The following is a 26,796-nucleotide window of genomic DNA, read 5'->3' as shown; positions in this document are numbered from 1 at the left end:
CGCGGCCCTCCCCCGGCCCCATGCTGATCCACCGCCGTTCGGACTGAGGAGGGCGTCAGCCCGTCTCGAAGTCCGGGCCACGCCAGCGTCCTTCGAGACGCCCTTTCGGGCTCCTCAGGACGAACGGTCAGCGATCAATTCGCTTTCGTGTAAACCGTAGCACCTTCCACAACGGTTTCCAGCACCTCGATTTCCGAAATGTCAGCGGGGGCGACCTTATAGGGGTCGGCTGTCACGACGATATAGTCGGCAAGCTTGCCTTCCTCCAGACTGCCGCGCACCGCGTCCTGCCCCATGATCCAGGCACCATTGATGGTGAGCGCGCGGATCATGTCGTCCACCGTCAGCGCCTCTTCAGGGATGAAGGGGGTGCTGGTGGCATCATGCGGATCCTGCCGTGTGACGGCCACTTCGATGCTGTCGAACGGGTCGGAGGTCGAAACCGGCCAGTCGCTGCCCCATGAAAGCTTCACGCCTGCATCCTTGAAGCTCTTGGCGGGATATATCCAGCGCTGGCGATCTTCCTTGATGTGCGGCAGGGTCAGGTCGGTGATGTAGGTGTCGGCATAATGCCACAGGGTCTGCAGGTTGGCGACGGCACCCAGCTCCTTGAAGCGCGGGATATCGGCGGGGTCGACAAATTCGAGATGCGACAGATGGTGGCGCCGGTCACGCGGGCCGTTCACCTTTTCCGCATTCTCGACCGCATCAAGAGCTGATCGCACAGCCTGATCGCCGAGCGAATGGAACAGGACGTTGAAGCCTTCCTTGTCCACACCGGTCACGAAGGCGGTCAGCGCTTCGGGTGCCAAGTTCATCACGCCGTGATGATCGTGGCCGTCCGGGATATTCACATAGGGTTCGATCACTGCGGCTGTGAAGTTTTCAGCCACGCCATCGACGAAAATCTTGATCCCGTCGCCGTCCACCCGGCCCGCATTCACCTTGCGGAAGTCCTCGCGGCGCTTCACCACGGCGGCAACGTGCTCGTCCACGGTTTCAAGCGTCGTGAAGCTTTCTTCCCAGGTCTTGCCCGGCAGGAAGGAAAGCTTCATCCGCAGTGGCAGGGCCGGATCCTTGGCCAGATCGAGGAAAGCCTCGTTATAGACGCTGTCGGTGACCGATGCGTCCACCATCGCGGTCATGCCCTGCATATTCTGGAACGCCATGCCCCGGCGGATATCGGCAATCACGCCTTCCTTCGTGGGAGCAGGCAGAAGTGCAGTGATGGCGCCGTTCGCTTCTTCACGCAGCGCGCCCGAAGGCGTGCCATCGGGAAGACGCGCGAAACTGCCCTTGGCGGGGTCGGGCGTATCCTTGGTGATGCCGGCAGCCTCGAACGCCTTCGAGTTCGCCCAGCCGTTATGGCCATCAGCGCCTTCAAGATAGACCGGACGGTCGGGCACGATGGCGTCCAGAAGGTCTTTCGAAGGGTTGGCGCCGGGGAACAGGGTCAGGTCCCAGCCGCGGCCGACGATGAAATCAAGCTCCGGGTGCGCATCGGCATAAGCCTTGACCTTGGCGATGACCTCCTCGACCGAGCCGACGCCGGTAAGCGACAGGCCGTTCAGTTCCTCACCGCCCGAAGCCACATGGGCATGGGTATCGGTGAAGCCGGGGAAAATGACCTTGCCGTCCAGCGCATCAACCTGCGTGCCATCACCAACATAGGCCTGCGCCCCTGCGCGGTCGCCCACATAGAGGATCTTGCCTTCCCGGACTGCCATGGCGTCAACAACACGATTGTCGCCGTCGACTGTGTAAATGGTGGCGCCGACGATCACCCGGTCCGCAACCGGGCCTTTCGCTGCGTCGTTGTCGCCCGCCTTTTCGCCGCAACCGGCCACCAGAAGGGCTGCGAGCGCCACGCCCGCACCGAAAGTCTTCGTCATATAGCGCATGATCTATCCCCCGTTTGGAAATGTGATCACAAAGTAGCGCGAGAATGATCAGACTGCAACGCTATGTCTTGCGGCTTCCGGCAAAAGATAGGCGTCGAAGGTGGCGGCAACGACGCGGGCATGGTTTCGCGCAAGCGGCGGGATGGTGACCGTGCGGCCCTCAACCCTGCAAAGCCCGTCGGCGCGCAGGGGGGTCAGCCGCAGGATTTCAGAATCAAGCGCTGTTTCGCCCCGACCGTGTGCTTTGCAAATCGCGCCGACATCGGCCGTGAACTGGCAAAGCAGCGCCTCGATCACAGTGCGGCGCAACCGGTCGTCGGCTGTGATCGCCACCCCACGGTCCCCGGCAAGGCCGCCCGCCTCGATCGCTGCTTCATACTGGCCGATATGGGCGCTGTTCTGGACATAGCCCCCCGGCAGCTCGCTGATGGCGGAGGCGCCGAAGCCGATCAGCACATCGGCCGGATCGTTTGTATAACCCTGGAAATTGCGGCGCAGGCTGCCGTCGCGCGCCGCGACCGCCAGCGTGTCACCCGGCAGTGCGAAGTGATCGAAGCCGATGGCCTGATAGCCCGCCGCCAGCAACGCTTCGGCGGCGGCTTCGGCGGCAGCCTGCCGTGCTTCCGCCCCCGGCAGCGCATCGTTCGCGATCATCCGCTGGTGCTTCAAGCGCGACGGCAGGTGCGCATAACCAAACAGCGCCACGCGCTGCGGCTTCATCCGCACGGCCTGTGCCACGGTCTCGACAAGGCCTTCTGTGGTTTGCCCCGGCAGGCCATAGATCAGGTCCATGCTGATCGCATCGATCCCGGCGTCGCGCAGCCATGTGATGCAGTCCGCCACCATCTGCGGCGGCTGGACACGGTTGATCAGCGCCTGGACCGCCGGGTTGAAATCCTGCACACCGAGGCTAGCGCGGTTGAAGCCCATCAGCGCGAGCGCCCCGGCCTTCTGCCGCGTCATGGTGCGCGGGTCGATCTCGATCGCCAGCTCGGCGTCCGGCAACAGGTTGAGACGTTTGCGCACCAGCGCGACGATGGCCGCCAGATCGCTCGTCGGCAGCCATGTCGGCGTGCCGCCACCAAAATGCAGGTGCCGCACGGCTATGCCCGGCGGCAGGAGATCTGCGACTCTTTCAATTTCCATCACCAGCGCCCGCGTATTGCGGGTCATACGGCCGGTGTTTTGCGTCACGGTCGTGTTGCAGCCGCAATACCAGCAAAGCTGCTGGCAGAAAGGAATATGGAAATAAAGGGAGAGGCTGTGGTCCGGCCCGATTTCCATGAGCCACTTTTGCTGGTCCGCGGCACTGACGCCGTCATGGAACTGAACAGCCGTCGGGTAGCTCGTGTAGCGGGGCACACGCGCGGTATTATAGTGGCGGAAATTGGGGAAGATGGGGTCGTTCGTATGGGGCATGCTCCGGCATTCCTTCTGGCGGGTACCGGAGCAGTTCTAGACCCATAAGGCGCCGGGCTTTTTGATCGAAATCAAGCCCGGCGGCAGAGGGCTCAGGATTCGGCCATGATCTGGCGCTTGGCTTCGTCGAAAAGCTCGTCAAGACGCTTCACGATCCGGTGCTCCGAGATGTCGAGCCCCTTGGCGGTGACATCGGCCAGCACCTTGCGGATCACGTCGCCGTCGCCGTCTTCTTCAAGATCGGAGGCAACCACATCACCGGCATATTCTTTCACGGCATCGCCCGAAAGGCCAAGCTCGGCAGCTACCCACTCACCCAGCAGGCGGTTGCGGCGGGCCCGCGCCTTGAAGAGCAGCGCTTCATCATGGGCAAACTTGTCTTCGAAGGCCTTCTCGCGGCTGTCGAACGTGGTCATGGGCGTAGTCCTTTCATCCCGATTCTTGTTGCCTGCAGGAGGCACAGGCAACGCTTACAGCGCACATTCAGGTAATATCTGTGCGCCGCTGGTCAAGTGCAAAAACCGGTTATTGCGTTTTATGACAGAAAGATTGTCGGGCCGGACTTCATCCGCTATTGTCCGCGCGCGATTCACCCCCTCCCTGCATGTCGAAGGAGCAGGCCTCAGATGTCCCGCCGCAACAAGATTTACGAAGGCAAAGCCAAGATTCTGTATGAAGGCCCTGAGCCGGGCACAATCATCCAGTATTTCAAGGATGATGCCACCGCATTCAACAACCAGAAGAAGGGCACTCTTTCGGGCAAGGGCGTGGTGAACAACCACATCTCCGAATATATCTTCACGGCCCTTGGCAACATCGGCATCCCGACTCACTTCGTGCGCCGTATGTCGATGCGCGAACAGCTGGTGAAAGCGGTCGAGATCATCCCGGTGGAAGTGATCGTCCGCAACGTTGCTGCCGGCGGGCTCTCCAAGCGCCTCGGGATCGAGGAAGGCACGCCGCTGCCCCGCCCGCTTGTTGAATTCTGCTTCAAGTCCGACGAGCTCGGTGATCCGCTGATCGCTGAAGAGCATATCCTAACCTTCGGCTGGGCTTCGGAAGACGAACTTGACGACATCACCCATTATGCCCTGCGCGTGAATGATTTCATGTCCGGCCTCTTCGCCGGCATCGGCATCCGCCTTATCGACTTCAAGCTGGAATTCGGCCGCCTTTACGAAGGCGAGGAAGTCATTACTGTGCTGGCCGACGAAATCAGCCCCGATGGCTGCCGCCTTTGGGACATGAAAACGGGCGAGAAGCTCGACAAGGACCGTTTCCGCCGCGATCTCGGCGGCGAAATGGAAGCCTATATGGAAGTGGCCCGCCGCCTTGGCATCCTGCCCACTGCCGACATCACCGAATTCGCCGAACACCAGCAGAAGAAGGAAGGCTGAGACCCATGAAAGCCCGTATTCACGTCACCCTCAAGAATGGCGTTCTGGACCCCCAGGGCAAAGCCATCGAACACGCGCTCGGCAACATGGGTTTTGACGGCGTCGAAGCCGCCCGTCAGGGCAAATATATCGAGCTGGACCTCGCGGCAGGCACCACGAAAGAAGCGGTCGACGAAATGTGCCGCAAGCTGCTCGCCAATACGGTGATCGAAAACTACAGCATCGAGCTGGAGTAAGCGCCCATGAAATCCGCGGTCATCGTCTTTCCCGGTTCGAACTGCGACCGGGATATGGCCGTCGCCCTTGAAAAGGTGACGGGTAAAAAACCTGAAATGGTCTGGCACCAGTCGGCCGATTTCGAGAAGGTCGACTTCATCGCCCTGCCCGGTGGTTTCTCCTACGGCGACTATCTGCGCTGCGGCGCCATGTCGGCCCGGTCGACCGTCATGAAAGAGGTCATCAAGCGCGCAGAGGCCGGTGTACCTGTCCTTGGCGTCTGCAACGGCTTCCAGGTGCTGACTGAAACCGGCCTCCTGCCGGGTGCGCTGATGCGCAACGCCAGCCTCCATTTCGTGTGCCGCGATGTGGAACTGGAAGTGGTGAACGACGCCAGCCTCTTCACCAACGGCTACACCGCCGGCAGCAACATCACCATCCCGGTCGCGCACCATGACGGCAACTATTATGCCGACAAGGAAACGCTCGATGCCCTCGAAGGCGAAGGTCAGGTTGCCTTCCGCTATGCCGAGGACATCAATGGTGCCCAGCGCCGCATCGCCGGTGTGCTGAACAAGAAAGGCAACGTGCTTGGCATGATGCCGCACCCCGAGCGGATGATCGAACCCGCGCTTGGCGGCTCCGACGGCCGTATCCTGTTCGAATCCGTCATGAACCGTCTGGGCTGAGGGGAAAAGAGATGACCGACACCAAGATCACCCCCGAAATCGTCCGCGATCACGGCCTGACGCCGAAGGAATATGACCTGATCCTCAAAGGCCTCGGCCGCGAGCCGAACCTTACGGAACTGGGCATCTATTCCGTGATGTGGTCCGAGCATTGCTCCTACAAATCCTCGAAAATCCACCTGAAGAAGCTGCCGACGAAAGCCCCGTGGGTTATCTGCGGCCCCGGCGAGAATGCCGGCGTCATCGATATCGGTGACGGGCAGGCAGCCATCTTCAAGATGGAAAGCCATAACCACCCGTCCTTCATCGAGCCCTATCAGGGCGCGGCGACGGGCGTGGGCGGCATCCTGCGCGATGTGTTCACCATGGGCGCACGCCCCGTGGCTAACATGAACGCGCTGCGCTTTGGCGAGCCTGATCATCCGAAGACCCGCCACCTTGTGGCCGGCGTCGTTTCAGGTATCGGCGGCTACGGCAACTGCGTGGGTGTGCCGACCGTGGGCGGCGAGACGAACTTCGACCCGTCCTACAATGGCAACATCCTTGTGAACGCCATGACGGTCGGCCTCGCCGACGCCGAGAAGATCTTCTATTCGGCGGCTGCAGGTGTGGGTAACCCCGTTGTGTATGTCGGCTCCAAAACCGGCCGCGACGGCATCCACGGCGCCACCATGGCGTCGGCCGAATTCACGGATGACAGTGAAGAGAAACGCCCGACCGTGCAGGTGGGTGACCCCTTCACCGAAAAGCTCCTCATCGAAGCCTGCCTCGAGCTGATGGCAACGGACGCGATCGTCGCCATTCAGGACATGGGGGCAGCAGGCCTTACCTCGTCTTCCGTCGAGATGGCGTCAAAAGGCGGTGTGGGTTTCGAGCTGATCCTCGATAACGTGCCCCAGCGCGAAGAAAACATGCTCCCCTACGAGATGATGCTGTCGGAAAGCCAGGAGCGCATGCTCATGGTCCTCAAACCCGGCCGCGAGGAAATGGCGAAAGCCATCTTCGAGAAGTGGGAACTTGATTTCGCCGTGATCGGCCACATCACCGATACGGGCAACCTGACGCTGAAATTCAAGGGCGAAACAGTGGGCGATATCCCGCTCAATACCCTTGTGGACGACGCGCCGGAATATGACCGTCCGCACACGGCAACGCCGAAGCGCAAGGCTGTGGACGTGGAAGCGCCCAAAGACCTGAAAAAGGCGGTCATGGACCTGATCGGCGGCCCGAACCTCTGCTCGCGTCGCTGGATCTGGTCGCAGTATGATCATATGGTCATGGGAGACACCATCCAGCGCCCCGGTGGCGACGCTGCTGTCGTGCGTGTGCATGGCACCGAAAAGGCGCTCGCGATCAGCACGGACGTAACCCCGCGCTACTGCTATGCCGATCCGGTTGAAGGCGGCAAACAGGCGGTGGCTGAAACGTGGCGGAACATCACGGCGACCGGCGGCCTGCCGCTTGCCATCACCAACTGCCTCAACTTCGGCAATCCCGAACGGCCCGAGATCATGGGCCAGATCGTCGGCTGCCTTGAAGGCATGGCAGAAGCTTGCGTCGCGCTCGATTACCCCATCGTTTCGGGCAACGTCTCGCTTTATAACGAGACGAACGGCAAGGGCATCCTGCCCACACCAGCCATCGGCGGTGTGGGTATCCTCAAGCAGTCGAAGCATATGGCAACCGTGCCCTTCAAGGGCGACGGCCAGGTGATCATGCTGTTTGGCGAAACCAAGAACGAGCTTGGCGCGTCGCTTTACCAGCGTGAAATCCTGAAAAAAGACGAAGGCCTGCCGCCGGTTGTCGATCTCGCCGTCGAGCGCCGCAACGGCGATTTCGTCCGTGCGCTTATTGAGAACGGCCAGCTGACGACCGTGCATGACCTGTCGGACGGTGGCCTGATCGCTGCCCTCGCCGATATGGCAATCTCGGGCAAGACGGGCGCCACCATCACGCTTGATGACAGCCTGCCGCTGCATGTGCACCTGTTCAGCGAAAGCCAGTCGCGCTACCTGATCGCCGCCGAGCCCGACGAGGCCGAGACGATCCGTCAGGAAGCCCGCGATGCCGGCCTCGCCGTTGCCGTTCTCGGCACCACCGGCGGCGACAGCATCACGGTCAACGGCGGCGCGCTTGACCTGCCGCTCGCCGCGCTCACCGCGGCGCACGAAGGCTGGTTCCCGGCCTTCATGAAAAACGAACTTTAAGCCTCACCCGGCTTGAAAGCGGAAGGGGTGCCAAACATTTGGCGCCCCTTTCTTTATGCCTGCTAGACAAAAAGCCGACGCTCCCCCTAAATGCCGCCATGAGCGACACACCTGTCATCCTGCATATCGGCCTTCACCGCTGCGGCTCCACCAGCATCCAGAAGGCGCTGGCGAAGGCACGCGCGCCGCTTGAGGCGGCTGGCTGGCGGGTGATGCTGCGCGACGCGCTGATGACCGACCGGACATGGGCGCACCTGCGCCGCCTGCACCGGCCTGCCGCACCGCTTCTTGATAAAGTCCGCCTTGCCCGGCTGGTGCGCGCGATCGACCGCGAGGAACGCGGCGTGGTCGTCAGCTATGAAAATCTGATCGGCACCATGCCCGGCACGCTGGCCACAAGCTTCTATCCCGATCTGGACCGGTTCAGTGCGTCGCTTGCCATGCTGCAGGCGAAGGCCCGTCGGCGGATCGAGGTGCGGCTGGTGACCCGCCCGGCAGACGCATGGTGGGAATCCGTCCATATGTTCCGGGCCATCCGGGGCTATCAGGGCAACCTTGCCGATTTTCTGGCGCCTTACCCGAAGCCCCTGCCCGACCCCGAAAAGATTGCCGCAAAACTGGCTGCCGCCGGCGTGCAGCATGTTGCAGCAATCGGGCTTGGCGCGCTTATGGAAACAGGGGGCGAAGGCCTCGCCCGATTCCTTGGCCTGCCGGTGAGCCCGGCGATTACCGAAGCCCTGACGCCCGAGCGCGCCAATGCCCGCATGAGTACGGAAGCCCTCGCCCGCTGGCAGGCCCTGCATGCCGCAGGCGAAGTGCCAGCCGATCCCGCAGCGCGCGACGCGCTCCTGTACCGGTTCCGCACGGGTAAAGCCTGATCCTTCAAAGCCCTCGCTGCGCCCTTCGAGACGCGCCTGGGCGCTCCTCAGGACGAACGGCAATTCCCGATCACCGTTCGGTCTGAGGAAGCCCGGTGCCTTTGCGACGGGCTGTCTCGAAGACCATGGCATCAAGTTCAAAAAAACATCTTGATATTGCGAATGATTCGCAATTACACTGCATGAGCAACGACAGCAAGGGAGCTGACACCATGCCCGAACGTTCCGTATCCAACACAAGCCTGCCGCAGGTTTCCACCCGCTCTACCCTCCCCTCCGGAGCCGCGGAAAGGTTTGTGTTGCACGTGACGCGGCAATGGGTGGGGGCGCTGACGGCCGAGGCCGGCAGCGCCCGGCTTGCCCGTCATATCGATGCCTGGCACCGCGCCTTTTGCGTGGCGGGCGGCCCGATGGCTTCGCGCCACTGGGATCAGTTCATGGGCCTCGTCGCCCGGCGCTCCGCCCGCAGGGTGAATGTGAAATGCTGCGCCTGCCAGCAGATGACAATGGACGAACGCCGCATCGTCGCCGCTGCCGGCGCCTATCAGAATGCCCAGGTAGAACGCGGCCGCACGATCCTTGGCCACTGGTTCAAGGGCGACGGCATGGCACTGGCCGAACATGCCCTGATCCTGTTCGTGGATCACCTTTCAGGCAGCGGCTACCGCCTGAACCCGCCCACCGACCATGAGACCCGCTCGCTCACCATCGCCGTGCTCGCGGACAATACGGGTGTGACTATTCACTAGAGGGGATAAATATCTAAGTAGGGCGATCACTGGATTGTTGTTTCCAAAAGGAATTTCGGCCTGCCCGACTATCTCTTGTCTCTGAGTTTCTGGATAGAGATCCAAATACAACTCGCGGACATAGCACCGGAGCCAACGAGCCAGACCCAATCGGTGATTGTTACTTTTGGTGACAGTAGGGAGCCCGCAAAGACCGCGCTACTGAAGCACAACAGAAACAAGACTGAGGGCCAACTGACGGACTCCCTTACTTGTTGACCTGCCACAGAAGCAGGTCTAGGCGGTGTCACAACTGGTCTATCCCGGACCAACCGTCGTGGCGCCAGAGCAGCATGGAGATACCACGCTGCCACCGAACCCACACATGTCCAAATAAAGACCGTGTCCGACCATTCTGGCAGAACTGTTGCCCTTGAGATCAATGTCCAAACCACAACAATAAGAACGACAACTATAGCAACTCTGCCAACACCACTGCGGCCCACCATCCTTTCCCAGTCTTTGATAAGCTGATTGTACTCTTCGGCCGTTACGAACTTAGCGCCTTCCTTTTTCGAAGGATAATAATGGTATCCTCCATCCACAGGCGTGAACATCCTTTGAAATATTCCATTAGAATCAAGCACTTTTATCTCTCCATCAAATTTGCCGCGCAATGCAAAATGAGATACCCACCGGGGAATTTATGGCATTGCCCGTTTAGTCACCCCACCCATTCCGCGACGATCTGCGGCAGGTTGCCCACGTCCCGCGCCCATTTGAAATGGTCGGCGCGGGTGGCGGTGTCGTCCGCCGACAGGATGCGGTGATCGACTTCAGCAGCCGTCAGCTTGCCTATGAGCCCCTTGGCGGCGGAGGCCGGGGCAAGCTTGTCGTCGGCGAGGGTGATGGCGAGCACACGGCCGGGCCATGCGGCAAGACGCGGCTCCAGCGCTTCCGCCTCGCCCTTGATGCGAAACTCGTTGCGCGCGGCCAGATGCCTCCAGTCTGCCATGATGCCGCGATATTCGCGCCCCGCGAAACCGAGCTTGTCGCCCGGGAAATAGCCGTACACCAGATGCAACAGCGGCATGATGCGGCACAGGAATTTCACCTGTTTCGCAACCTTGCCCTTGAAGGCGCCATGCCACGGCGTGCCCGCCGCGATGGTGACGATGCCGTCATGCAGGTCCGGCGCGATGGCCGTGGCCGCCACCGCCATATGGGCACCGAGCGAATGGCCAAGCGCGATCAGCTTCTGCCCCGGCGCCAGTTTCGCGCGCAGCCAGCGGCTGGCGGCGGCCATGTCTTCGGTCACATACTCGCGGTAGCCGAAAGCCTCTCCCCTGCCCGGCCGGCGGTTGCTGCGGCCATTGCCGCGCATTTCCATCACCGCGACCTCGAAGCCCGCCTTGGCGAGCCCCTTGGCGAAACGCTCATAAAAGGCGGCTTCCACGCCAAGCGCTGGCAGCATCAGGATGCCGCCGCGCCGCTCCCCTTCTGCCGCTACATGGAAAAGCGGCACGATATTGCCGCCGGCCGCCACTGTTTCCGTCCAGCTTCCCGCCATCGTCATCTCCCCCCTTGAAGGCCGATTGCATTGGCCCCGCCTGCCACCATATAAAGAGATATGTTTGAAGAAAAGCGCCCCCATCGCGGGGTGCCTTGCCGAGAGGGGACAAAGCCATGGCCATGACAGCAGAAGCCATCACCGAATTCATCCAGGAAGCGCTGCCCGGCGCCAAGGTGCAAATCGATGATCTGCGCGGCGACGGCGATCATTATGCGGCGCATGTGATCTATGAAGGTTTCCGGGGCAAGTCGCGGGTGCAGCAGCACCAGATGGTGTACCAGAGCCTGAAGGGCCGCATGGGGAACGAACTGCACGCGCTTGCCCTGCAAACCTCGGTGCCGGACTGAGCGGCCAATCACTTTTTGACGAGATTTGGCGCCTGCCCCTTGGAATATGCGCCAAAAAGGCTTATTTCCTGCCATGTGCGGGAAAACGCCTGCCCGATGTGACCTGTTGAAGGAAGACCAAAATGACCGACCAGCCGATTTTCGAGCGTATCCGCGACTATGTGACCAAGGACGATGTTGTCCTGTTCATGAAGGGCACGCCGGTCTTCCCGCAGTGCGGCTTCTCGTCCGTTGTGTCGCAGGTTCTCAATCACCTCGATGTCAAATACCAGTCCTACAATGTCCTTGAAGACATGGAACTGCGCGAAGGCATCAAGGCCTATTCCGACTGGCCGACCATTCCCCAGCTTTATGTGAAGGGCGAATTTGTTGGCGGCTGCGACATCGTGAAGGAAATGTTCCAGACGGGCGAGCTGCAATCGCTCCTCACGGAAAAAGGCGTCGCCGCCTAAGGCTTTCCCTCCCCGCTTCCCCAAAAGGAGCCGTCACCGATGCGCATGAACGGGCACGGGCGGGCGGGGATTCCTGTGTCCGGCATCTTGCCCCTTGGGAACTGAGACATGACCAGCATGCATTGGCGGGAAATGACGGCAGAAGACGTGGCGCTCGTGGAGGCCATGGCTGATGTGATCCATGAAGATCACCCGGAAGACCCCGCCGTGTTCGCGGAACGCCAGCGCCTGCATCCCGGCGGCTGCCTGCTCCTTGAGCTGGACGGCAAGCCAGCGGGCTACGCCCTCACCCATCCGTGGATCTACGGCCAGCCACCCGCGCTTGATATGATGCTGGAAGCGATCCCGGCAGATGCCGACTGCTATCATATCCATGACGTGGCGCTTCTGGCGACCGCGCGCGGCAGCGGGGCGGCCAGTGCCGGGGTGAAAGCCATTATCGATCACGCCAGATCGCTCGGTTTCGAGCGCATGACGCTCGTGGCCGTGAACGATACCGTGCCCTTCTGGGGCCGCTTCGGCTTCACAATCGACGAAAGCCCCGCACTTGCCGCCAAGCTTGCCACCTATGCCGGCCATGCCCGGCACATGTCGCTGGCTCTTTAAAAAACGTCACCCCGGGCCATGACCCGGGGTCCAGTTCTGGATGCCGGATCAAGCCCGGCATGACGGTGTGATGATTTTCACTTCTTCACGAACTTGTAGACGAACCGGTCCGTCTTGCCGCGCAGGCCTTCCTTGAAGGGGCTGTCGGTATGATTGTCAGCCGGGTTCCTCAGTACGTCGGTTTCCCCGTCGAAGGTGAAGCCTGCTGCTTCCACGTCGGCGCGTACCAGCATCGGGTCGATCCGGTGCAGCTTGTCGCCCGCCTCATGGCCGGAGCCTGCGGGCGCCACATGGTCGACAATGATGAAACTGCCACCGGGCTTCAGCGCCGAGCGGATCGAGGCCAGCACCGCGCCGATATCGGCGTCGTTCGGGCGGTCCTTGGTGTGGAAGAAATAGTCATGATAGGCGAGCACGATGATGGCGGCATCGGCGCTTTCCGCCGGCTGATCCAGCGGCTCGGCCGTGCCATGCACTTCGGTGACGTTGGCTAGCCGGCTGCCATAGCCGCGCGCCGGCAGGTCTTTCTCCACATAGGGATAATAGACCTGGTCGTTATGGGCGATCACCTTGCCCTGCGGCCCCACAAGGCGGGACAGGATTTCGGTATAATAGCCGCCACCCGAATTCACATCGATCACGGTCATGCCCGGCTTGATTCCGGCAAAGGCGAGCACCTCGCCCGGCTTGCGGTCACCGTCGCGTTCCTTGTCGGCGGCCGGGCGGTCCGGCGCCATAAGCGCAGCTTCCACCGCCTTGTGATGGTCGGCCAGTGCCGGCATGGCAAAGGTCGCGACCATAGCGCCGAGCACGGCACCGCGCATCCAGTTTTTCGTCATTGATAATCCCCTCGCTTGTTATGTCACCCACCGGGTGCAAGGCCGCAATCGTCGCGCCATATATGGTTAATGACAATTCACCATGCGGTGAGACGCGCGCGAAACGCGACGAGCAGAGGGGTGTCTATTCCGTTTGCGGCATCTCGATGGGCTTCCACCGCAGCAGTTCATTCACCTCGTCCACCAGTTTCGGGATCAGGCCTTCGCCGTAGCCCAGATGAATCCGGCCGATACGGCCTTCCTTGGTGATCATGAACATGTGCGGCAGCGATTTCACACCATAGGCACGGACCGCCTTGTCCCCCTTGTCATAGGAAAACGTCAGCTCATAATCTTCCATATATTTCACCGCCCGCGCATAGGTCTGGCGGCGCTGCTTGAAATTCACGGCGATGACCTTCAGTTGCCCTTCCGGCACCTGTCGCTGCATCCCTTCGAGAACAGGCAGCTCCTGCAGGCAGGGCGGGCACCATGTGGCCCAGAAGGTGACAATCACCACCTGACCCTTGTAGTTGCTGAGAAGCAGCTCGTTGCCGTCCTGATCGTAGCCGACCATGTCTGGCGGCACATCCCCCACCTCCAATGGCTTTTTCGCCGAGGCCGGCGCGCCAGCAAGCCAGACGAGTGCGAAGAGCACCGAAAAAAGAATGCGCATGAAATCCCCCGAATGAATACCCCTCAGGATTGTACGAAGCTGCCTTGAAAGAAAAGGGATTTTTCCCTACCCCACCGGTAGGGCAAAAAGGGCGATGAGCAACATCAGGAAGCCTAGCAAGGTGAATATCAGGCGAAGCCCCCGGCCGGCTTCAACCTTCGCATCCCCGATGGTCAGCAGCGCCACCAGCGCCTGCAGGCCGTAATAGGCCGCAAAGGCGCGCGAGGCGACGGCGACGATCTCGAACACATCGGCGCTCCAGACGATCACGATGCCCGCACCCGCGACCAGCAGATAGCCCTTTTGGGCCGGCAGCCGACCGCCGGACTGCTCTTCCCCGAGGCCGCCCGCCCCCGCCGTGTCGGCCACGGCAGCGCTGAACTGGCTCATCACCGCAGCCACAACCAGAAGAGAAGGCAACAGACTCGCCACCTGCTGCGACAGGCCGATTATGGCCGTTTCATCCGGTTTCTCGCCGGAAAGCGACGATAGAAGCGGCAGCAAAAGCGCCACGAACAGGATATAGATCGCAGCTGACAGAAGCTGGGCGAGCTTCATTGATTTCACCCGCACATCGGCATCATAGGCGTGCCCCAGATAGCGGGAAGTCTCGAACCCCTGCACGACCAGAAGCATTCCGGCGAGCATCCGCAGGCGCTCGGCGAATGGCATGTCGCCGGGCACGACCCCGTCAAGCACATAGCCGCCCGTGGCGTCATGCCATGAGAGCCCCGCAAGCAGGGCGACGATAATCGCGAGCTTCACGGAAACCGCCGTCTCCTCAAGCGCCTCAAGCCCGCCAAGCCCCCGCAGGAATCCAGCAACCCCGATGAAGGCGAGCACAAGCGTCGCCAGCATGTTGCCAAGGAAGACGCTGTGCACGTCAGCTGCGTCCATGACGAACGATGCCATCAGGCGCAAATAGAAGGTGACGGACACAATATAGGCAAGCGCAAGCGCCATCCGCGAGGCATCCTCCGCCCAGCGTAGCGCCCTTGTCTCGTTACCGGCCGCCAGCACGGGCTCGGCATGCCGGATATTGAAGCGGACAACAGACCCAAGCCCCCAGGCGAGAGCAACAATCCCCGCCATCGCGAACGGCGCCCATTTGCCGGACAGGTCCGACAGGAGCGGCGCCACAATCAGGAAGCCGCTGCCGATGATGGACGCGAGCGGCGTGACCGTTGCACGCCACAAGCTGTTGCCGCGCACGCGGCGCCACATCAAAAGGCTGAACGCCCCCATCGTGATCAGAAAAAGGACAGAATTTTCAATCATCTCAGCCATCGTCCACGTCTGGACCCTGCCACCCACCATGCCGCGAATGCGCTGGTGCGGCAAGTGCGGCTCTTCATCGCAGGTGCAGTTCACTCGACTTTTTGGCGAAAAAAGTGCAGGATATGCCGGTTCAGTTCAGCGTGCGTTTCCCACCCTGCCCGCGCCCGGCGACCCCGGCGCGGCGATAGCTTTTGTGGAGGCCACCCGATGCCCGATTTCACAACCGGCGCAGCCCCGACGAACGAAGCCGGCGAGCTTGCCACCGGCTGGCTGCGCGACCTGCCGGACTTTCGCGACTATTCCCCCGATCACGAAAAGATCGCCCCCCTGATGAAGAAGCTGCATTTCGTGACGGACCCGGAGGCCGACCCGTCGGACATGCCGATCCTGCCGAAGAAGATCGATCTTTCCGCCGATTGCAGTCCGGTCGAGAGCCAGGGCAAGCTTGGCTCCTGCACCGCGAACGCGGGCGTCGGGCTTCTGGAATATTTCCAGCGCCGCGCCTTTGGCCAGCATATCGATGCCTCGCGGCTGTTTCTTTACAAGGTAACCCGTAATCTTCTGGGCTGGCAGGGCGACCGCGGGGCGTACCTGCGTGCCACCATGGGGGCGATGAGCCTGTTTGGCGTGCCGCCCAGCAAATACTGGCCCTATCAGGAAACGAAATATGACGAGGAGCCCCCGGCCTTCTGCTATGCCTTCGCCGAAAACTACAAGGCGATCCGCTACTTCCGGCTGGATCCGCCCAATATACCGACCGACCTGCTGCTCGCCCGCGTGCGTCAGTTGCTGGCGATGAAGCTGCCCTCGATGTTCGGCTTCACGGTCTATAGCTCGATCCGCACCCCGGCCCGCCCCGGCGAAATCCCCCTGCCAGCAGACGGCGAACGCGCCACCGGCGGCCACGCCGTGGTGGCCATTGGCTATGACGACGAAAAGCGCGTGAAAAACCCCGTGACAGGTGGCCCCGAAAGCATTGGCGCCGTCATGATACGCAACAGCTGGGGCCCCGGCTGGGGTGAGGCGGGCTATGGCTGGCTGCCCTATGACTATATCCTCAAGGGCCTCGCCGTCGACTGGTGGACACTGATTTCAGCTGACCATGTGGATACAGGGAAGTTCGGGTTGTGAAAGGAGAAGGCGGCCCCAAGGCCGCCTTCTTCATCCCTTTCCGTCACCCCGGACTTGGGTCCAATGTCCATGGCTGATGCAAGCACCACTGGATGCCGGGTCGAGCCCGGCATGACGGCGACGGTTTACTCAGCCGCACCCTTTTCGAGATAAATCTCGGAGCCGAGCGATTTGAACTCTTCCGATTTCTCTGCCATGCCCTTTTCGGCCTCGAGCGTGGCGGCATAGTCGCGTACGTCCTGCGTGATTTTCATCGAGCAGAATTTGGGGCCGCACATGCTGCAGAAATGGGCCACCTTGTGGGCTTCCTTCGGCAGGGTCTGGTCGTGGAAATCGCGGGCCGTTTCGGGGTCCAGCGACAGGTTGAACTGGTCCTGCCAGCGGAACTCGAACCGGGCGCGCGAAAGCGCATCGTCGCGCGCTTGAGCTGCCGGGTGGCCCTTGGCGAGGTCAGCGGCGTGGGCGGCGAGCTTGTAGGTCACCACACCCACCTTCACGTCATCGCGGTTCGGCAGGCCAAGGTGTTCCTTCGGCGTCACATAGCAAAGCATTGCGGTGCCGAACCAGCCGATCATCGCGGCGCCAATCGCCGAGGTGATATGGTCATAGCCGGGTGCGATATCGGTGGTGAGCGGCCCGAGCGTGTAGAAGGGTGCCTCGTGGCAATGCTTCAGCTGCTCGTCCATGTTTTCCTTGATCTTGTGCATCGGCACGTGGCCGGGGCCTTCGATCATCACCTGCACGTCATGCTTCCAGGCGATCTTGGTGAGCTCCCCGAGTGTGCGCAGTTCCGCGAACTGGGCTTCGTCGTTGGCGTCGGCAATGCTGCCCGGACGCAGGCCGTCACCAAGGCTGAAGGCCACGTCATAGGCCTTCATGATTTCGCAGATTTCCTCGAACCGCTCGTACAGGAAGCTTTCCTTGTGGTGGGCAAGGCACCATTTGGCCATGATCGAGCCACCGCGCGATACGATGCCGGTCACGCGCTTGGCGGTCATCGGCACGAACGGCAGGCGCACACCGGCATGGATGGTGAAATAGTCCACGCCCTGCTCGGCCTGTTCAATGAGCGTGTCGCGAAAGACTTCCCACGTCAGGTCTTCGGCGATGCCGTTCACCTTTTCGAGCGCCTGATAGATCGGCACGGTGCCAATCGGCACGGGCGAATTGCGGAGGATCCATTCGCGGGTATTGTGGATGTTGCGGCCGGTGGAAAGATCCATCACCGTATCGCCACCCCAACGGGTCGCCCACACCATCTTGTCTACTTCCTCGGCGATCGAGCTTGAGACGGCCGAGTTGCCGATGTTGGCGTTGATCTTAACGAGGAAGTTCCGGCCGATGATCATCGGCTCCGATTCCGGGTGGTTGATATTGTTGGGGATGATGGCGCGGCCGGCGGCGATCTCGTCGCGCACGAACTCGGCGGTGATATAATCCGGGATCACGGCGCCCATCGGGTCGCCCGAGCGCTTCAGGGCTTCGGCGCAGCGCTGGCGGCCGAGGTTTTCGCGCACGGCCACATATTCCATCTCGGGCGTGATGATGCCCTTCTTGGCATAATGCATCTGGCTGACATTGGCACCGGCCTTGGCCTTGAGCGGGCGGCGCTTCACCGGGAATTCGGGGGCCAGATACTGGGCCTCCACATTGCCATTGTCTTCCGGCTTCACTTCGCGACCGTCATATTCCTCCACGTCACCGCGCGCCATGATCCAGTCACGGCGGAAGGCAGGCAGGCCTTCATAGATATCGATCTTCGCGGTCTCGTCCGTGTAGGGGCCCGAGGTATCGTAAACCGTGACGGGTTCCTCGTTCGCCGACGGGTGCAGCGCGATTTCGCGCATGCCGACGCGGACGCTCTCGTCCCTCAGGCTTTTCACATAGATCTTGCGCGAGCCCTCGATGGGGCCGGTGGTTACATTGAAATCGGTCTTGGCGGTATCAGGCATTTGTGTGCTCCGTTCCCTACGCTGGTTTCACCCAGATCAGGTTCTAAGGGTCTCCCCGGACCGCCTCATTACGGCACGGAAACTCTCAGCCCATCGGCCACAGGTGCGTGGCGGGCTCCCCTCGGACAAGGTCAGTAATGTGCGCCGCTATAGCCGTCCGTTCAAGGACAAACAAGGGCGAAAGGCGGGTGGGTCTTATAACGTCTTGCGGAACTGATATTCCGTGGTGTTCGAAATATCATTCAGGTCTCGCGTTTCGGGCTGTCGGGCATATCCTTCGCGCTCGTAAAAGCGGTGGGCGCGTTCAAACCGCGTGTCGGACCAGCATTCGGCGGTCACCCCGCCACGGGTTTTGATGCGGTTCTCCACAAGCTGGATAAGCGCCTGTGCGATGCCGCTGCCGCGCAGGGCCGCATCGACATACAGGCGGCGGATTTCGAACACCTCGGGCCCGAGCGGCACGTATCCGACACTCGCCACGACCCTGCCCTGTTCTTCCACAACGAATCCCTCGCCGTCCTTGGCGCGCAGGTAGGTTTCCCAGGCAAGAAGGTCGGTATCAAGGTCATCCAGATCGATGTGGCAGTCCGGATATTCGCGGAAACAGCCCTCGACAAGCTTGATAAGCCCGTCCGCATCCGAATCCTTCACCGGCCTGACATGCAATTCGTTCAAGGTCACGCGCTGCCCCTTTGCCTTCCTGACTGCCCCATTCATTGCAATCTTTCGGGCCGCAATCAACGGGTTAAGTGAGCGAGAACAAACAAAAGGGCCGCGCCTTGCGGCGCGGCCCTTTGAAGCCTGCTCGGTCGCCCGCGAATTAACGCGAGTAGAATTCGACCACGAGGTTCGGTTCCATGATGACCGGGTACGGCACTTCATCAAGCGTCGGAACGCGAACGAAGGTTGCCTTGTGGCCTTCTACAGCCACATATTCCGGTACTTCACGCTCGGCGCTCTGGGTCGCCTGGACAACCGGCTGGATCTCGCGGCTGCGCTGACGGATCTCGACAACGTCACCCGGCTTGATCATGGCCGACGGCACGTTGCAACGACGGCCGTTCACGAGAACGTGGCCGTGGCTGACGAACTGACGGGCGGTGAAGACGGTCGGCACGAACTTGGCGCGGTACACGACGGCGTCGAGACGCGATTCGAGAATGCCAACGAGGTTCTCACCGGTGTCGCCCTTGCGGCGCGAAGCTTCGTCGTAATAACGACGGAACTGCTTCTCGGTGATGTTGCCGTAATAGCCTTTCAGCTTCTGCTTGGCGCGCAGCTGAATGCCGAAGTCCGAAAGCTTGCCTTTGCGGCGCTGGCCATGCTGGCCCGGACCATATTCGCGAGCGTTAACCGGGGACTTGGCGCGGCCCCAGATGTTTTCGCCCATGCGGCGGTCAATTTTATATTTCGCTTGAATACGTTTCGACATGCGAATCGCTCCTTAAATTATTGCGCCACGGACGGTGTGAAAGCCCCGAAAACAGCCGGTTTGCTGACACGTATATTGTCCGTGCGGACAGGGACACCATTGCCCTGACCATTCGTTAACGGGCGGGAGATAGTGGGTTTGGGGGTGAGAGTCAACGGAAAAGCGCTGACTTCTGCACTTTTCAGCCCCGGAACCGCCGGATGAGGCTGGATGTATCCTGCCGTTTGCCGCCCATCGCCTGCACGTCGCCGTAGAACTGGTCGACAAGTGCGGTGACAGGCAGGCTGATGCCAAGGCGCTTCGCTTCCTCGAGTACGATGCCGAGGTCCTTGCGCATCCAGTCGACCGCGAAGCCGAAGTCGAACTTGCCGTCGATCATGGTGGGGGCGCGGTTTTCCATCTGCCAGCTTTGCGCTGCCCCTTTGGAAATCACGTCCACCACCGCCTTGGCGTCGAGCCCCGCGGACATGGCAAGGTGCAGCGCTTCCGAAAGCCCCTGCACGATGCCGGCGATGCACACCTGATTGACCATCTTGGCAAGCTGCCCGGCGCCGCTCGCACCCAGAAGGCGGCACATGCGGGCATAGGCGGCCATCACGGGCTCGGCCTTCGCATAGGCCGCCGCGTCGCCGCCGCACATGATGGTGAGGACACCGTTTTCAGCGCCCGCCTGCCCGCCCGAAACCGGCGCATCGATGAAACCAAGGCCGCGTTTTTCGGCCTCTGCCGCCATGCGACGGGCGAGATCGGCCGATGCCGTGGTGTGATCCACGAACACGGCACCCTTCTTCATGGCGTCAAAAGCGCCCTCGGGGCCAGTGCAGACCTCCTCGACATCCTTGTCGGCGCCCACACAGGCGAAAACGATATCGGCATCGGCTGCCGCACCCGCAGGCGTGGGCGCCGCGAACAGCTCGCCAGAGGCATCCTCGTAAGCTTCCAGCCAGCGTTCGGCCTTCTCGCCGGTGCGGTTATAGACGGTGACATCATGGCCCGCGCGCGCCAGATGGCCCGCCATCGGATACCCCATCACACCAAGGCCCAGAAATGCGACTTTTGCCATCGTTTTCCCCTGTCGGAATTACATGTCGGTGCCGAGTTATAGAAGGCAGGCGGGCGGGGGCGAAACAGAAAATTCTTGCGACGGGAAAAAGAAAACCCGCCGGGCGGCGGCGGGCTTTCCATCAGTCAACAGTCAGACTTTCATGTCCACCTGCGTGCCGGCACCTTCTATGACCGGCGAGGGACTGCTGGCCTGCGCGGCCTGAGCCTGGATCTTCTTCGTGTTTTCCGCCATGTCCTGTGCGACAGACAGTTTCACATTGTTGCTGATTGCCGCAACGGCGGCTTGCTGTACTGCATTACTCATCAGATCCTCCATACAACCCGATTTCTTCAGGGTGAGCCGAGCTTACGGCCAAGCAGTGACGAAGGCCTTAAGGAACAGCTAAAATTTTCGGAATGTCACTCCCCAAGGCGGGACAGGAGCTCTTTCAATGATGCGTCATACCCGGAAGCCGCGGCCCGGTTATCGGTCGACGCCCGACTTCCCATGGCCGTAGCCAGTGCGGCTCCGTGGGTGAAGTCCACGAGTATTTCGAGCCACAACCGTACTTTGTGAGCCGAAAGGCCAGCTTCTTCGAGAAGGGCCGATATCTCCGCGGTTATTCGCCTTGCTTGCTCGGGAAATACAGCGGGGCGACTGAAGATAAGCATTGTCAGGCCAGGGTGCGCCAGCACCTGCGCATAGTAGGCTTGCAATAGCCCGAAGATCCGCTCGGTCGGCGTGCCCCTGTTCGGCGCCGAAACACGGGCATAGGCCCGTTCCGACATGGCGCCGATCAAGCCGTCTCGCCCTCCGAAGTGATAGTGAATCGTCATCGGATTGATGTGGAGGCGCTCCGCCAACGCCCGCATGGTGAAGGCGTCGGCGCCCGTTCTATCCAGAAGATCCAAGGCAACCGTCAACATCTCGTCACGCGAAACAGGCGCGGCCGCCCGAGGCGGTCGTCCACGGGGCCGGTTCATGCCACGATCCGGTAGCGCGACTGGACGAGCCCGGAAGGAAAGCTTTTCGTTTCCTCGTGTAGCAGCGGGATGTCTGCGGCAATGCTTCCGAACAAGCTGCGCCCCTCGCCAAGCAGCACCGGCGCGCGCGTGATCACCATGTCGGCAATCAGCCCTGCACGCAGGAACGACTGGATGACAAGACCGCCGTCCACATAGACCCTTCGGTGTCCCTCCGATTGAAGCATTCGCATCACCTCCTCCGGCGAAGCGTCGCTCAACCGGACCTTTGCAGCCAGATCCTCCGGCAAGTCATCTTGCGTCAGGGATGACGACAGGACGATGACCGGACGGATGTAGGGCCACGGGCGCACCGCTTGCATTTTTTCGAAGCTGCCACGCCCCATGAGGATGATATCGATCCCTTGGATGAAGGCATCGTAGCCATGGTCCTCGGCGGGATCGTCGCGTTCCAGAAGCCACGCGATGTCTCCGTCTTCGCGCGCGATGAAGCCGTCGAGGCTGGTTGCTATAAAGACGTGGCCAGTGATCATATCTTATCCAATATTTATACAACGTATAAATATATAGCCCGGCGGAACGTCGGGATCAAGTCGAAGCCCGAACCTCCTTCACACATGCTGGACGAACCGGTCTAAAAATGCCAATGATGCGATCCATGAAAGGGCGCACCGTGGGGAGCGGCCGTCCATGAAGGTTCAGGGAGACTGGGGATATGCGTTTTGTCGGTAAACTCGTTCTGGTGATCGGGGCGCTTCTTGTTGCCGTACTGGCCGTCGGCTACGGCTGGCTGCGGTCGAGCCTGCCGCAAACCGAAGGCGAAATCAGCCTTGCCGGCCTCACGGGCGAAATCACCATCGCCCGCGACGCGCACGGCGTGCCGCACATCAGCGCCAGCGGCCGCAACGACCTCGCCTTCGGGCTTGGCTTCGTGCATGCGCAGGACCGCCTGTGGCAGATGGACATGAACCGCCGCATCGGACGTGGCCGCCTGTCGGAAGCGGTCGGCCCTGATGGTCTCGGTATCGACAAATATATGCGCACGCTCGGCTTTGCCGTGAAATCCGAAACCGCTTACGAACGCCTGCCGGACGACGCCAAGACAGCCCTTCAGGCCTATGCCGCCGGCGTAAACGCTTTCCTCACCACCCGCAGCGGTGCCCTGCCGCCCGAATTCCTGCTGACGGGCGTGGAGCCCGAACCCTGGACGCCTTCGGACACGCTCGTCTGGATGAAGCTGATGTGGCTCGATCTGTCGGGCAACATGCGGTACGAGATCGCCCGCGCCCGTGCGCTTTCGAAACTCACGCCCGACCAGTTGGCCACGCTTTATCCTTCCTACCCCGGCGACAGTGAACCGGCCTTCCCCGATCTCGCCGCCATTTACGGCCAATCGGGCCTCACCGAACTTGCCGCCGTCGTCGGCCCCGAGCCGCAGATCGCGCTCGGCTCCAACAACTGGGTGGTTTCGGGCGAGATGACCAAATCGGGCAAGCCGATGCTGGCGAACGACCCGCACCTCGGCCTCACCACGCCGTCGATCTGGTATCTGGTACGCTTGCATGACAACACGACGGACAGCAACCTTGTGGGCGTCAGCTTCCCGGGCTCGCCGTCGATCGTGCTTGGCCGCAACGACCGTATCGCCTGGGGCTTCACGAACACGGACCCCGACATTCAGGATCTTTTCATCGAAAAACTGACGGAAGACGGCAAAGGCTATCTGACGCCGGAAGGTGTGGCCGAATTCAAGATCCGCCCCGAGGTGATCAAGGTGAAAGGCGGCGAGGACGTGGCACTCACCGTGCGCGAAACCCGCCATGGCCCCGTCCTTTCGGATGTATCGAAGGACGCCGAGGCCATTCTGAAAGACGGCTATGTGGTTGCCCTACAATGGACGGCCCTGATGGACGAGGACCGCGCCGTTGTCGCCATGATGAACCTTGGCGAAGCGAAAAACTTCGAGGACTTCAAGGCCGCCGGGCTCGATTATGCGGGGCCGGAGCAGAATATGATCTATGCCGATGTGGACGGAAACATCGGATACTATGCCCCGGCGCTTGTGCCCATCCGCAATGGCGGCAACGGCATCAACGGCCGCTTGCCCTCGCCCGGCTGGGTGGACACCTATGACTGGAGCGGCTTCATCCCCTACGGCGAGCTGCCGACCCGCTATAATCCCGATAGCGGTGTCATCGCCACAGCCAACGAGAAGATTGTCGACAACGACTATCCCCATTTCATCACGCGGGACTGGTCACTGCCCTATCGCGGCAACCGCATCCGTCATCTGCTCACTGAGAAGGCACCGCACGATGTGGATACGTTCGCGGCCATCCACAGCGATATTGTCTCGGATCTTGCCCGCGACATCCAGCCGTGGCTGATCGCGAGCCTCAAGGACGATACGCCGGCGAAGAAGCTGCTGGCTGACTGGGACGGCGCCATGACGGTCGATTCCGCCGCCGCCCTCCTTTTCGAGACCTTCCTCCTGCACTATCAGCCCATGCTGATCGCCGATGAACTCGGTGACATTGCCGATAATTATAGCCGCCAGAAGCCGGGGCTTCTTAAAAGCTCGCTTTACTGGACGGCCGTTGCGGCGGGCGCCGACCCCAAGGACGATGCCTATTACGCCCTGCCAGCTCTCGGTGAAGCCGCATCGCTTGCCTGGTGTGACAATGTGAAGACGGAAGACGTGGCAGAAACCTGCGCCGACCTCGCCACCAATGCGCTGGCGCAAGCTGTCGCCGACCTCAAGGCCGAGCACGGCGCGGACATGAAAGCATGGCGCTGGGGCAATGCCCACCGGCTGGAGCAGACCCATCGTCCCCTGAGCAACGTGCCGCAGCTGGCCGGTTTCTTCGCGCTGTCCGCCGAACAGGGCGGCAGCCAATATACGGTCAATGTGGCCGGCAATGGCAGTGACAAAGGCACGCACGGTTCCGACTTCGGCGCCAGCTACCGGGGTATTTTCGATCTTGCCGATCTCGACAACAGCCGCTTCGTGCAGCCGACTGGCCAGTCCGGCAACCCGCTTTCGCCGCATTATGGCGACCTTTTCGACCTGTGGCGGGAGACCCGGTCCTTCACGATCCCGACAAAGGATGTGATCCCGGCGGGTGCGGATGTGCTGACGCTGAAGCCGGCGGAATGAGCCCCGCAGTAAATCGTTGAAATCGAGGCCGTTCTTGGCCAACATGGAAAGGCGCTGCCATCAGGGTGGCGCCTTTTTCGCCACAGGAACCCGCAAACCCTGAGGCAAGGGCAGGAGCGACAGGCTTGGCGGACGACGACAAGAAGCCAATCATCAAGAAGGTGAAGAAGGTTGACGGCGGCGGTGCCCACGGCGGCGCGTGGAAGGTTGCCTATGCCGACTTCGTGACCGCGATGATGGCTTTCTTCATGCTGCTGTGGCTCCTCAATGTGGCCCCACCCGAGACGCTGGCCGGCCTTGCCGACTATTTCTCGCCAACCTCCGCCGCTGTGATCGGCAAGACGGGCTCGGATTCAATCAATCCGCCAAGCGAGGATGCCGAGGGCATGAACCCCTCGCCGCTTGTCATCATCAGCGACCCCGGCAAACCGCAGACCGGTCCTTCCGAAGGCAAGGAAAAAGGCGGCAAGGGCGACAGCAAGCTCGATGAACTGGCCGAGCGGATCAAGGATCAGGAAGATCTGGCGTTCGAGGATCTGCAGGAACAGCTCCGCCTTGCCATCCAGCAATCGCCGCAGCTTTCCGAAATGTCCGATCAGGTGATCATGGAAATCACCGACGAAGGCATGAAGATCCAGCTCGTCGACAAGGACCGCCGCGCCATGTTCAAAAGCGGCACCGATGATCTTTACGGCTATGCCAAGGCTATGATTGCAGCGGTGGGCGAATCCGTGGCCACCCTGCCCAACCGACTTACCATCGAGGGCCACACCGACGGCGGTGCCTTTTCGGGCCCGAACGGCATGACCAACTGGGAACTGAGCGCCGACCGCGCCAACGCCGCACGCCGCGTGCTTGATGAGACCGGCGTGACGAACGACCGTATCGCCGAGGTGATCGGCAAGGCCTCCACAGACCCGATCTTCCCTGACAATCCTTTCAAGTCGGAAAATCGCCGCATCACTGTTCTGGTGCTGCGCGAAGCACCCGTTGTGCCGCCTTCAGCCGGTAATTGAGCGGCAACCGACACAGACGATTGCCTACTTTTCCTTAACATTCATCGTGGTATGATTAGGCCAGTTTCGACCGGCAGTGGAAAGCGATGACCGACCAGTCCTTGCAGTTTCCGAAATTCTTCGTCACGGCGCCTGCGCCGTGCCCTTATCTGTCGAACAAGGTCGAGCGCAAGGTTTTCACCGAACTGATCGGCCCCGAGGCCGGTGCCCTGAACGAAGCGCTGGGCCGCGTCGGTTTCCGCCGCAGCCAGTCGGTTGTGTACCGCCCGGCGTGCGAGAATTGCTCGGCCTGTGTTTCTGTGCGCGTGCGCGCCCTTGAACACAGCCCTGCCAAATCCGAACGCCGCACCCTGCGTCGCAATGCGGACCTCACCGCCGAGGTATGCCCGCCGATTGTCACAGAAGAACAATTCTCGCTTCTCTCAAGCTATCTGCAGGATCGCCACAGCGATGGCTCGATGGCCGGGATGGGCATGCCCGAATATATCGACATGGTGGAGACCAGCCCCGTCACTACGGTGCTCATCGAATATCGCCGCATGCTGGACAGGAAGCTTATGGCCGTGGCGCTGACGGACGAACTTTCGGACGGGCTGTCGATGGTTTACAGCTTCTTCGACACCGAAGATCCGGGCCGCAGCCTTGGCACCTATATCATCGCCGATCATATCGCCCGCGCCCGCACTGCGGGGCTCCCTTATGTCTATCTGGGCTACTGGGTCGAGGGCAGCAGCAAGATGGCTTACAAACGCCGCTTCAAGCCACTCGAGCGCCTGGGCACCGATGGCTGGAGCCTGATGCCCTGAAGGGCTTGCCGAGCGCGCCCCTCGCCCTATACTGTCGTCTCGCGAATCGCGCCGCTCCGGGGAAGGGCGGCGCCTTGTTTATCGGAAGT

27 protein-coding genes and 1 riboswitch are annotated in these 26,796 nt (G+C 61.3%); of the genes, 13 read left to right on the top strand and 14 right to left on the bottom strand.

Annotation, left to right across the window (positions count from 1 at the left end; translation table 11 throughout):
• Nucleotides 1-134: 134 nt before the first annotated feature.
• The 3 genes from OU694_RS03605 to OU694_RS03595 form a co-directional block, all read right to left on the bottom strand.
• Nucleotides 135-1,901: an amidohydrolase gene (locus OU694_RS03605; RefSeq protein WP_308909617.1), complete on the bottom strand. Its 1,767-nt coding sequence runs from the start codon at nucleotides 1,899-1,901 to the stop codon at nucleotides 135-137.
• A gap of 48 nt (nucleotides 1,902-1,949) precedes the next feature.
• The gene (hemN, locus tag OU694_RS03600; RefSeq protein WP_308909616.1) at nucleotides 1,950-3,320 is read right to left on the bottom strand and encodes an oxygen-independent coproporphyrinogen III oxidase; all 1,371 of its coding nucleotides are present in this window, start codon (nucleotides 3,318-3,320) and stop codon (nucleotides 1,950-1,952) included.
• A gap of 92 nt (nucleotides 3,321-3,412) precedes the next feature.
• Nucleotides 3,413-3,736, bottom strand: a complete 324-nt coding sequence (locus OU694_RS03595) for a DUF1476 domain-containing protein (RefSeq protein ID WP_308909615.1) — start codon at nucleotides 3,734-3,736, stop codon at nucleotides 3,413-3,415.
• 210 nt (nucleotides 3,737-3,946) lie between these two features.
• Here OU694_RS03595 and purC point away from each other — a divergent pair, with 210 nt between their 5' ends.
• From purC to OU694_RS03565, 6 genes are all read left to right on the top strand, one after another.
• Nucleotides 3,947-4,717 carry a phosphoribosylaminoimidazolesuccinocarboxamide synthase gene (gene purC, locus OU694_RS03590; RefSeq protein WP_308909614.1) on the top strand — a complete coding sequence of 257 codons (771 nt, stop codon included), beginning with the start codon at nucleotides 3,947-3,949 and terminating at the stop codon, nucleotides 4,715-4,717.
• Between the two features lie 5 nt (nucleotides 4,718-4,722).
• Nucleotides 4,723-4,953, top strand: a complete 231-nt coding sequence (purS, locus tag OU694_RS03585) for a phosphoribosylformylglycinamidine synthase subunit PurS (protein ID WP_308909613.1) — start codon at nucleotides 4,723-4,725, stop codon at nucleotides 4,951-4,953.
• Between the two features lie 6 nt (nucleotides 4,954-4,959).
• On the top strand, nucleotides 4,960-5,622 hold the full coding sequence (gene purQ / locus OU694_RS03580) for a phosphoribosylformylglycinamidine synthase subunit PurQ (protein ID WP_308909612.1): 663 nt from the start codon (nucleotides 4,960-4,962) through the stop codon (nucleotides 5,620-5,622).
• Between the two features lie 11 nt (nucleotides 5,623-5,633).
• The gene (gene purL, locus OU694_RS03575) at nucleotides 5,634-7,829 is read left to right on the top strand and encodes a phosphoribosylformylglycinamidine synthase subunit PurL (RefSeq protein ID WP_308909611.1); all 2,196 of its coding nucleotides are present in this window, start codon (nucleotides 5,634-5,636) and stop codon (nucleotides 7,827-7,829) included.
• 98 nt (nucleotides 7,830-7,927) lie between these two features.
• Nucleotides 7,928-8,707: a hypothetical protein gene (locus OU694_RS03570; RefSeq protein ID WP_308909610.1), complete on the top strand. Its 780-nt coding sequence runs from the start codon at nucleotides 7,928-7,930 to the stop codon at nucleotides 8,705-8,707.
• Between the two features lie 212 nt (nucleotides 8,708-8,919).
• A complete protein-coding gene (locus OU694_RS03565; RefSeq protein WP_308909609.1) occupies nucleotides 8,920-9,456 on the top strand; it encodes a hypothetical protein in 537 nt (178 codons plus the stop codon).
• 703 nt (nucleotides 9,457-10,159) lie between these two features.
• On the opposite strand, the gene OU694_RS03560 is transcribed toward OU694_RS03565, so the two are convergent.
• Nucleotides 10,160-11,005 (bottom strand): alpha/beta hydrolase family protein, encoded by an 846-nt coding sequence (locus OU694_RS03560; RefSeq protein ID WP_308909608.1) that lies wholly within the window; start codon nucleotides 11,003-11,005, stop codon nucleotides 10,160-10,162.
• A 116-nt stretch (nucleotides 11,006-11,121) separates the two neighbouring features.
• Here OU694_RS03560 and OU694_RS03555 point away from each other — a divergent pair, with 116 nt between their 5' ends.
• The 3 genes from OU694_RS03555 to OU694_RS03545 all read left to right on the top strand — a co-directional run bounded on the left by OU694_RS03555 (nucleotide 11,122) and on the right by OU694_RS03545 (nucleotide 12,413).
• Nucleotides 11,122-11,355, top strand: a complete 234-nt coding sequence (locus tag OU694_RS03555) for a BolA/IbaG family iron-sulfur metabolism protein (RefSeq protein ID WP_289505623.1) — start codon at nucleotides 11,122-11,124, stop codon at nucleotides 11,353-11,355.
• A gap of 122 nt (nucleotides 11,356-11,477) precedes the next feature.
• Nucleotides 11,478-11,807: a Grx4 family monothiol glutaredoxin gene (gene grxD, locus OU694_RS03550; RefSeq protein WP_308909607.1), complete on the top strand. Its 330-nt coding sequence runs from the start codon at nucleotides 11,478-11,480 to the stop codon at nucleotides 11,805-11,807.
• Between the two features lie 108 nt (nucleotides 11,808-11,915).
• Complete coding sequence (locus OU694_RS03545) at nucleotides 11,916-12,413, top strand: GNAT family N-acetyltransferase (protein WP_308909606.1); 498 nt, start codon at nucleotides 11,916-11,918, stop codon at nucleotides 12,411-12,413.
• A 77-nt stretch (nucleotides 12,414-12,490) separates the two neighbouring features.
• On the opposite strand, the gene OU694_RS03540 is transcribed toward OU694_RS03545, so the two are convergent.
• The 3 genes from OU694_RS03540 to OU694_RS03530 all read right to left on the bottom strand — a co-directional run bounded on the left by OU694_RS03540 (nucleotide 12,491) and on the right by OU694_RS03530 (nucleotide 15,194).
• Nucleotides 12,491-13,252: a class I SAM-dependent methyltransferase gene (locus OU694_RS03540; RefSeq protein WP_308909605.1), complete on the bottom strand. Its 762-nt coding sequence runs from the start codon at nucleotides 13,250-13,252 to the stop codon at nucleotides 12,491-12,493.
• 124 nt (nucleotides 13,253-13,376) lie between these two features.
• The gene (locus OU694_RS03535; RefSeq protein WP_308909604.1) at nucleotides 13,377-13,907 is read right to left on the bottom strand and encodes a TlpA disulfide reductase family protein; all 531 of its coding nucleotides are present in this window, start codon (nucleotides 13,905-13,907) and stop codon (nucleotides 13,377-13,379) included.
• Between the two features lie 66 nt (nucleotides 13,908-13,973).
• Nucleotides 13,974-15,194, bottom strand: a complete 1,221-nt coding sequence (locus OU694_RS03530; RefSeq protein WP_308909603.1) for an Aq_097 family APC-type transporter — start codon at nucleotides 15,192-15,194, stop codon at nucleotides 13,974-13,976.
• A gap of 198 nt (nucleotides 15,195-15,392) precedes the next feature.
• On the opposite strand from OU694_RS03530, the gene OU694_RS03525 reads away from it, so the two are divergent.
• On the top strand, nucleotides 15,393-16,316 hold the full coding sequence (locus OU694_RS03525; protein WP_308909602.1) for a C1 family peptidase: 924 nt from the start codon (nucleotides 15,393-15,395) through the stop codon (nucleotides 16,314-16,316).
• Nucleotides 16,317-16,441: 125 nt separating this feature from the next.
• On the opposite strand, the gene thiC is transcribed toward OU694_RS03525, so the two are convergent.
• The 7 genes from thiC to OU694_RS03490 all read right to left on the bottom strand — a co-directional run bounded on the left by thiC (nucleotide 16,442) and on the right by OU694_RS03490 (nucleotide 22,261).
• The gene (thiC, locus tag OU694_RS03520) at nucleotides 16,442-18,268 is read right to left on the bottom strand and encodes a phosphomethylpyrimidine synthase ThiC (protein WP_308909601.1); all 1,827 of its coding nucleotides are present in this window, start codon (nucleotides 18,266-18,268) and stop codon (nucleotides 16,442-16,444) included.
• A riboswitch (TPP riboswitch) is annotated at nucleotides 18,264-18,400 on the bottom strand. Its footprint overlaps the gene before it by 5 nt.
• Before the next feature lie 63 nt (nucleotides 18,401-18,463).
• Nucleotides 18,464-18,949, bottom strand: coding sequence for a GNAT family N-acetyltransferase (locus OU694_RS03515; protein ID WP_308909600.1), 486 nt, complete (start codon nucleotides 18,947-18,949; stop codon nucleotides 18,464-18,466).
• Between the two features lie 139 nt (nucleotides 18,950-19,088).
• A complete protein-coding gene (rpsD, locus tag OU694_RS03510; protein ID WP_289505614.1) occupies nucleotides 19,089-19,700 on the bottom strand; it encodes a 30S ribosomal protein S4 in 612 nt (203 codons plus the stop codon).
• Nucleotides 19,701-19,881: 181 nt separating this feature from the next.
• A complete protein-coding gene (locus OU694_RS03505) occupies nucleotides 19,882-20,763 on the bottom strand; it encodes an NAD(P)-dependent oxidoreductase (RefSeq protein ID WP_308909599.1) in 882 nt (293 codons plus the stop codon).
• 132 nt (nucleotides 20,764-20,895) lie between these two features.
• Nucleotides 20,896-21,069 (bottom strand): hypothetical protein, encoded by a 174-nt coding sequence (locus OU694_RS03500; protein ID WP_308909598.1) that lies wholly within the window; start codon nucleotides 21,067-21,069, stop codon nucleotides 20,896-20,898.
• 95 nt (nucleotides 21,070-21,164) lie between these two features.
• Nucleotides 21,165-21,728 carry a TetR/AcrR family transcriptional regulator gene (locus OU694_RS03495; protein WP_308909597.1) on the bottom strand — a complete coding sequence of 188 codons (564 nt, stop codon included), beginning with the start codon at nucleotides 21,726-21,728 and terminating at the stop codon, nucleotides 21,165-21,167.
• Nucleotides 21,725-22,261 carry a dihydrofolate reductase family protein gene (locus tag OU694_RS03490; protein WP_308909596.1) on the bottom strand — a complete coding sequence of 179 codons (537 nt, stop codon included), beginning with the start codon at nucleotides 22,259-22,261 and terminating at the stop codon, nucleotides 21,725-21,727. Before OU694_RS03490 ends, OU694_RS03495 begins: the two co-directional genes overlap by 4 nt.
• Before the next feature lie 182 nt (nucleotides 22,262-22,443).
• Here OU694_RS03490 and OU694_RS03485 point away from each other — a divergent pair, with 182 nt between their 5' ends.
• From OU694_RS03485 to OU694_RS03475, 3 genes are all read left to right on the top strand, one after another.
• Complete coding sequence (locus OU694_RS03485; protein ID WP_308909595.1) at nucleotides 22,444-24,885, top strand: penicillin acylase family protein; 2,442 nt, start codon at nucleotides 22,444-22,446, stop codon at nucleotides 24,883-24,885.
• Between the two features lie 125 nt (nucleotides 24,886-25,010).
• Nucleotides 25,011-25,901, top strand: a complete 891-nt coding sequence (locus OU694_RS03480) for a flagellar motor protein MotB (protein ID WP_308909594.1) — start codon at nucleotides 25,011-25,013, stop codon at nucleotides 25,899-25,901.
• 86 nt (nucleotides 25,902-25,987) lie between these two features.
• Nucleotides 25,988-26,707, top strand: a complete 720-nt coding sequence (locus tag OU694_RS03475; RefSeq protein ID WP_308909593.1) for an arginyltransferase — start codon at nucleotides 25,988-25,990, stop codon at nucleotides 26,705-26,707.
• The last annotated feature ends 89 nt before the right edge of the window (nucleotides 26,708-26,796 follow it).

The sequence above is a fragment of the Pseudokordiimonas caeni genome (genome assembly GCF_026719705.1).
GTDB classification, from domain to species: Bacteria; Pseudomonadota; Alphaproteobacteria; order Sphingomonadales; family Kordiimonadaceae; genus Gimibacter; species Gimibacter caeni.
The sequence above is the reverse complement of the archived record's forward strand: the minus strand, read 5'-3'. Positions and strand labels throughout refer to the sequence as shown.

Bases quoted from the DNA above. Each gene is read 5' to 3' on its own strand.
- OU694_RS03605 (WP_308909617.1), bottom strand. From the start codon at position 1,901: ATGCGCTATATGACGAAGACTTTCGGTGCGGGCGTGGCGCTCGCAGCC.
- hemN (WP_308909616.1), bottom strand. From the start codon at position 3,320: ATGCCCCATACGAACGACCCCATCTTCCCCAATTTCCGCCACTATAAT.
- OU694_RS03595 (WP_308909615.1), bottom strand. From the start codon at position 3,736: ATGACCACGTTCGACAGCCGCGAGAAGGCCTTCGAAGACAAGTTTGCC.
- purC (WP_308909614.1), top strand. From the start codon at position 3,947: ATGTCCCGCCGCAACAAGATTTACGAAGGCAAAGCCAAGATTCTGTAT.
- purS (WP_308909613.1), top strand. From the start codon at position 4,723: ATGAAAGCCCGTATTCACGTCACCCTCAAGAATGGCGTTCTGGACCCC.
- purQ (WP_308909612.1), top strand. From the start codon at position 4,960: ATGAAATCCGCGGTCATCGTCTTTCCCGGTTCGAACTGCGACCGGGAT.
- purL (WP_308909611.1), top strand. From the start codon at position 5,634: ATGACCGACACCAAGATCACCCCCGAAATCGTCCGCGATCACGGCCTG.
- OU694_RS03570 (WP_308909610.1), top strand. From the start codon at position 7,928: ATGAGCGACACACCTGTCATCCTGCATATCGGCCTTCACCGCTGCGGC.
- OU694_RS03565 (WP_308909609.1), top strand. From the start codon at position 8,920: ATGCCCGAACGTTCCGTATCCAACACAAGCCTGCCGCAGGTTTCCACC.
- OU694_RS03560 (WP_308909608.1), bottom strand. From the start codon at position 11,005: ATGGCGGGAAGCTGGACGGAAACAGTGGCGGCCGGCGGCAATATCGTG.
- OU694_RS03555 (WP_289505623.1), top strand. From the start codon at position 11,122: ATGGCCATGACAGCAGAAGCCATCACCGAATTCATCCAGGAAGCGCTG.
- grxD (WP_308909607.1), top strand. From the start codon at position 11,478: ATGACCGACCAGCCGATTTTCGAGCGTATCCGCGACTATGTGACCAAG.
- OU694_RS03545 (WP_308909606.1), top strand. From the start codon at position 11,916: ATGACCAGCATGCATTGGCGGGAAATGACGGCAGAAGACGTGGCGCTC.
- OU694_RS03540 (WP_308909605.1), bottom strand. From the start codon at position 13,252: ATGACGAAAAACTGGATGCGCGGTGCCGTGCTCGGCGCTATGGTCGCG.
- OU694_RS03535 (WP_308909604.1), bottom strand. From the start codon at position 13,907: ATGCGCATTCTTTTTTCGGTGCTCTTCGCACTCGTCTGGCTTGCTGGC.
- OU694_RS03530 (WP_308909603.1), bottom strand. From the start codon at position 15,194: ATGGCTGAGATGATTGAAAATTCTGTCCTTTTTCTGATCACGATGGGG.
- OU694_RS03525 (WP_308909602.1), top strand. From the start codon at position 15,393: ATGCCCGATTTCACAACCGGCGCAGCCCCGACGAACGAAGCCGGCGAG.
- thiC (WP_308909601.1), bottom strand. From the start codon at position 18,268: ATGCCTGATACCGCCAAGACCGATTTCAATGTAACCACCGGCCCCATC.
- rpsD (WP_289505614.1), bottom strand. From the start codon at position 19,700: ATGTCGAAACGTATTCAAGCGAAATATAAAATTGACCGCCGCATGGGC.
- OU694_RS03505 (WP_308909599.1), bottom strand. From the start codon at position 20,763: ATGGCAAAAGTCGCATTTCTGGGCCTTGGTGTGATGGGGTATCCGATG.
- OU694_RS03500 (WP_308909598.1), bottom strand. From the start codon at position 21,069: ATGAGTAATGCAGTACAGCAAGCCGCCGTTGCGGCAATCAGCAACAAT.
- OU694_RS03495 (WP_308909597.1), bottom strand. From the start codon at position 21,728: ATGAACCGGCCCCGTGGACGACCGCCTCGGGCGGCCGCGCCTGTTTCG.
- OU694_RS03490 (WP_308909596.1), bottom strand. From the start codon at position 22,261: ATGATCACTGGCCACGTCTTTATAGCAACCAGCCTCGACGGCTTCATC.
- OU694_RS03485 (WP_308909595.1), top strand. From the start codon at position 22,444: ATGCGTTTTGTCGGTAAACTCGTTCTGGTGATCGGGGCGCTTCTTGTT.
- OU694_RS03475 (WP_308909593.1), top strand. From the start codon at position 25,988: ATGACCGACCAGTCCTTGCAGTTTCCGAAATTCTTCGTCACGGCGCCT.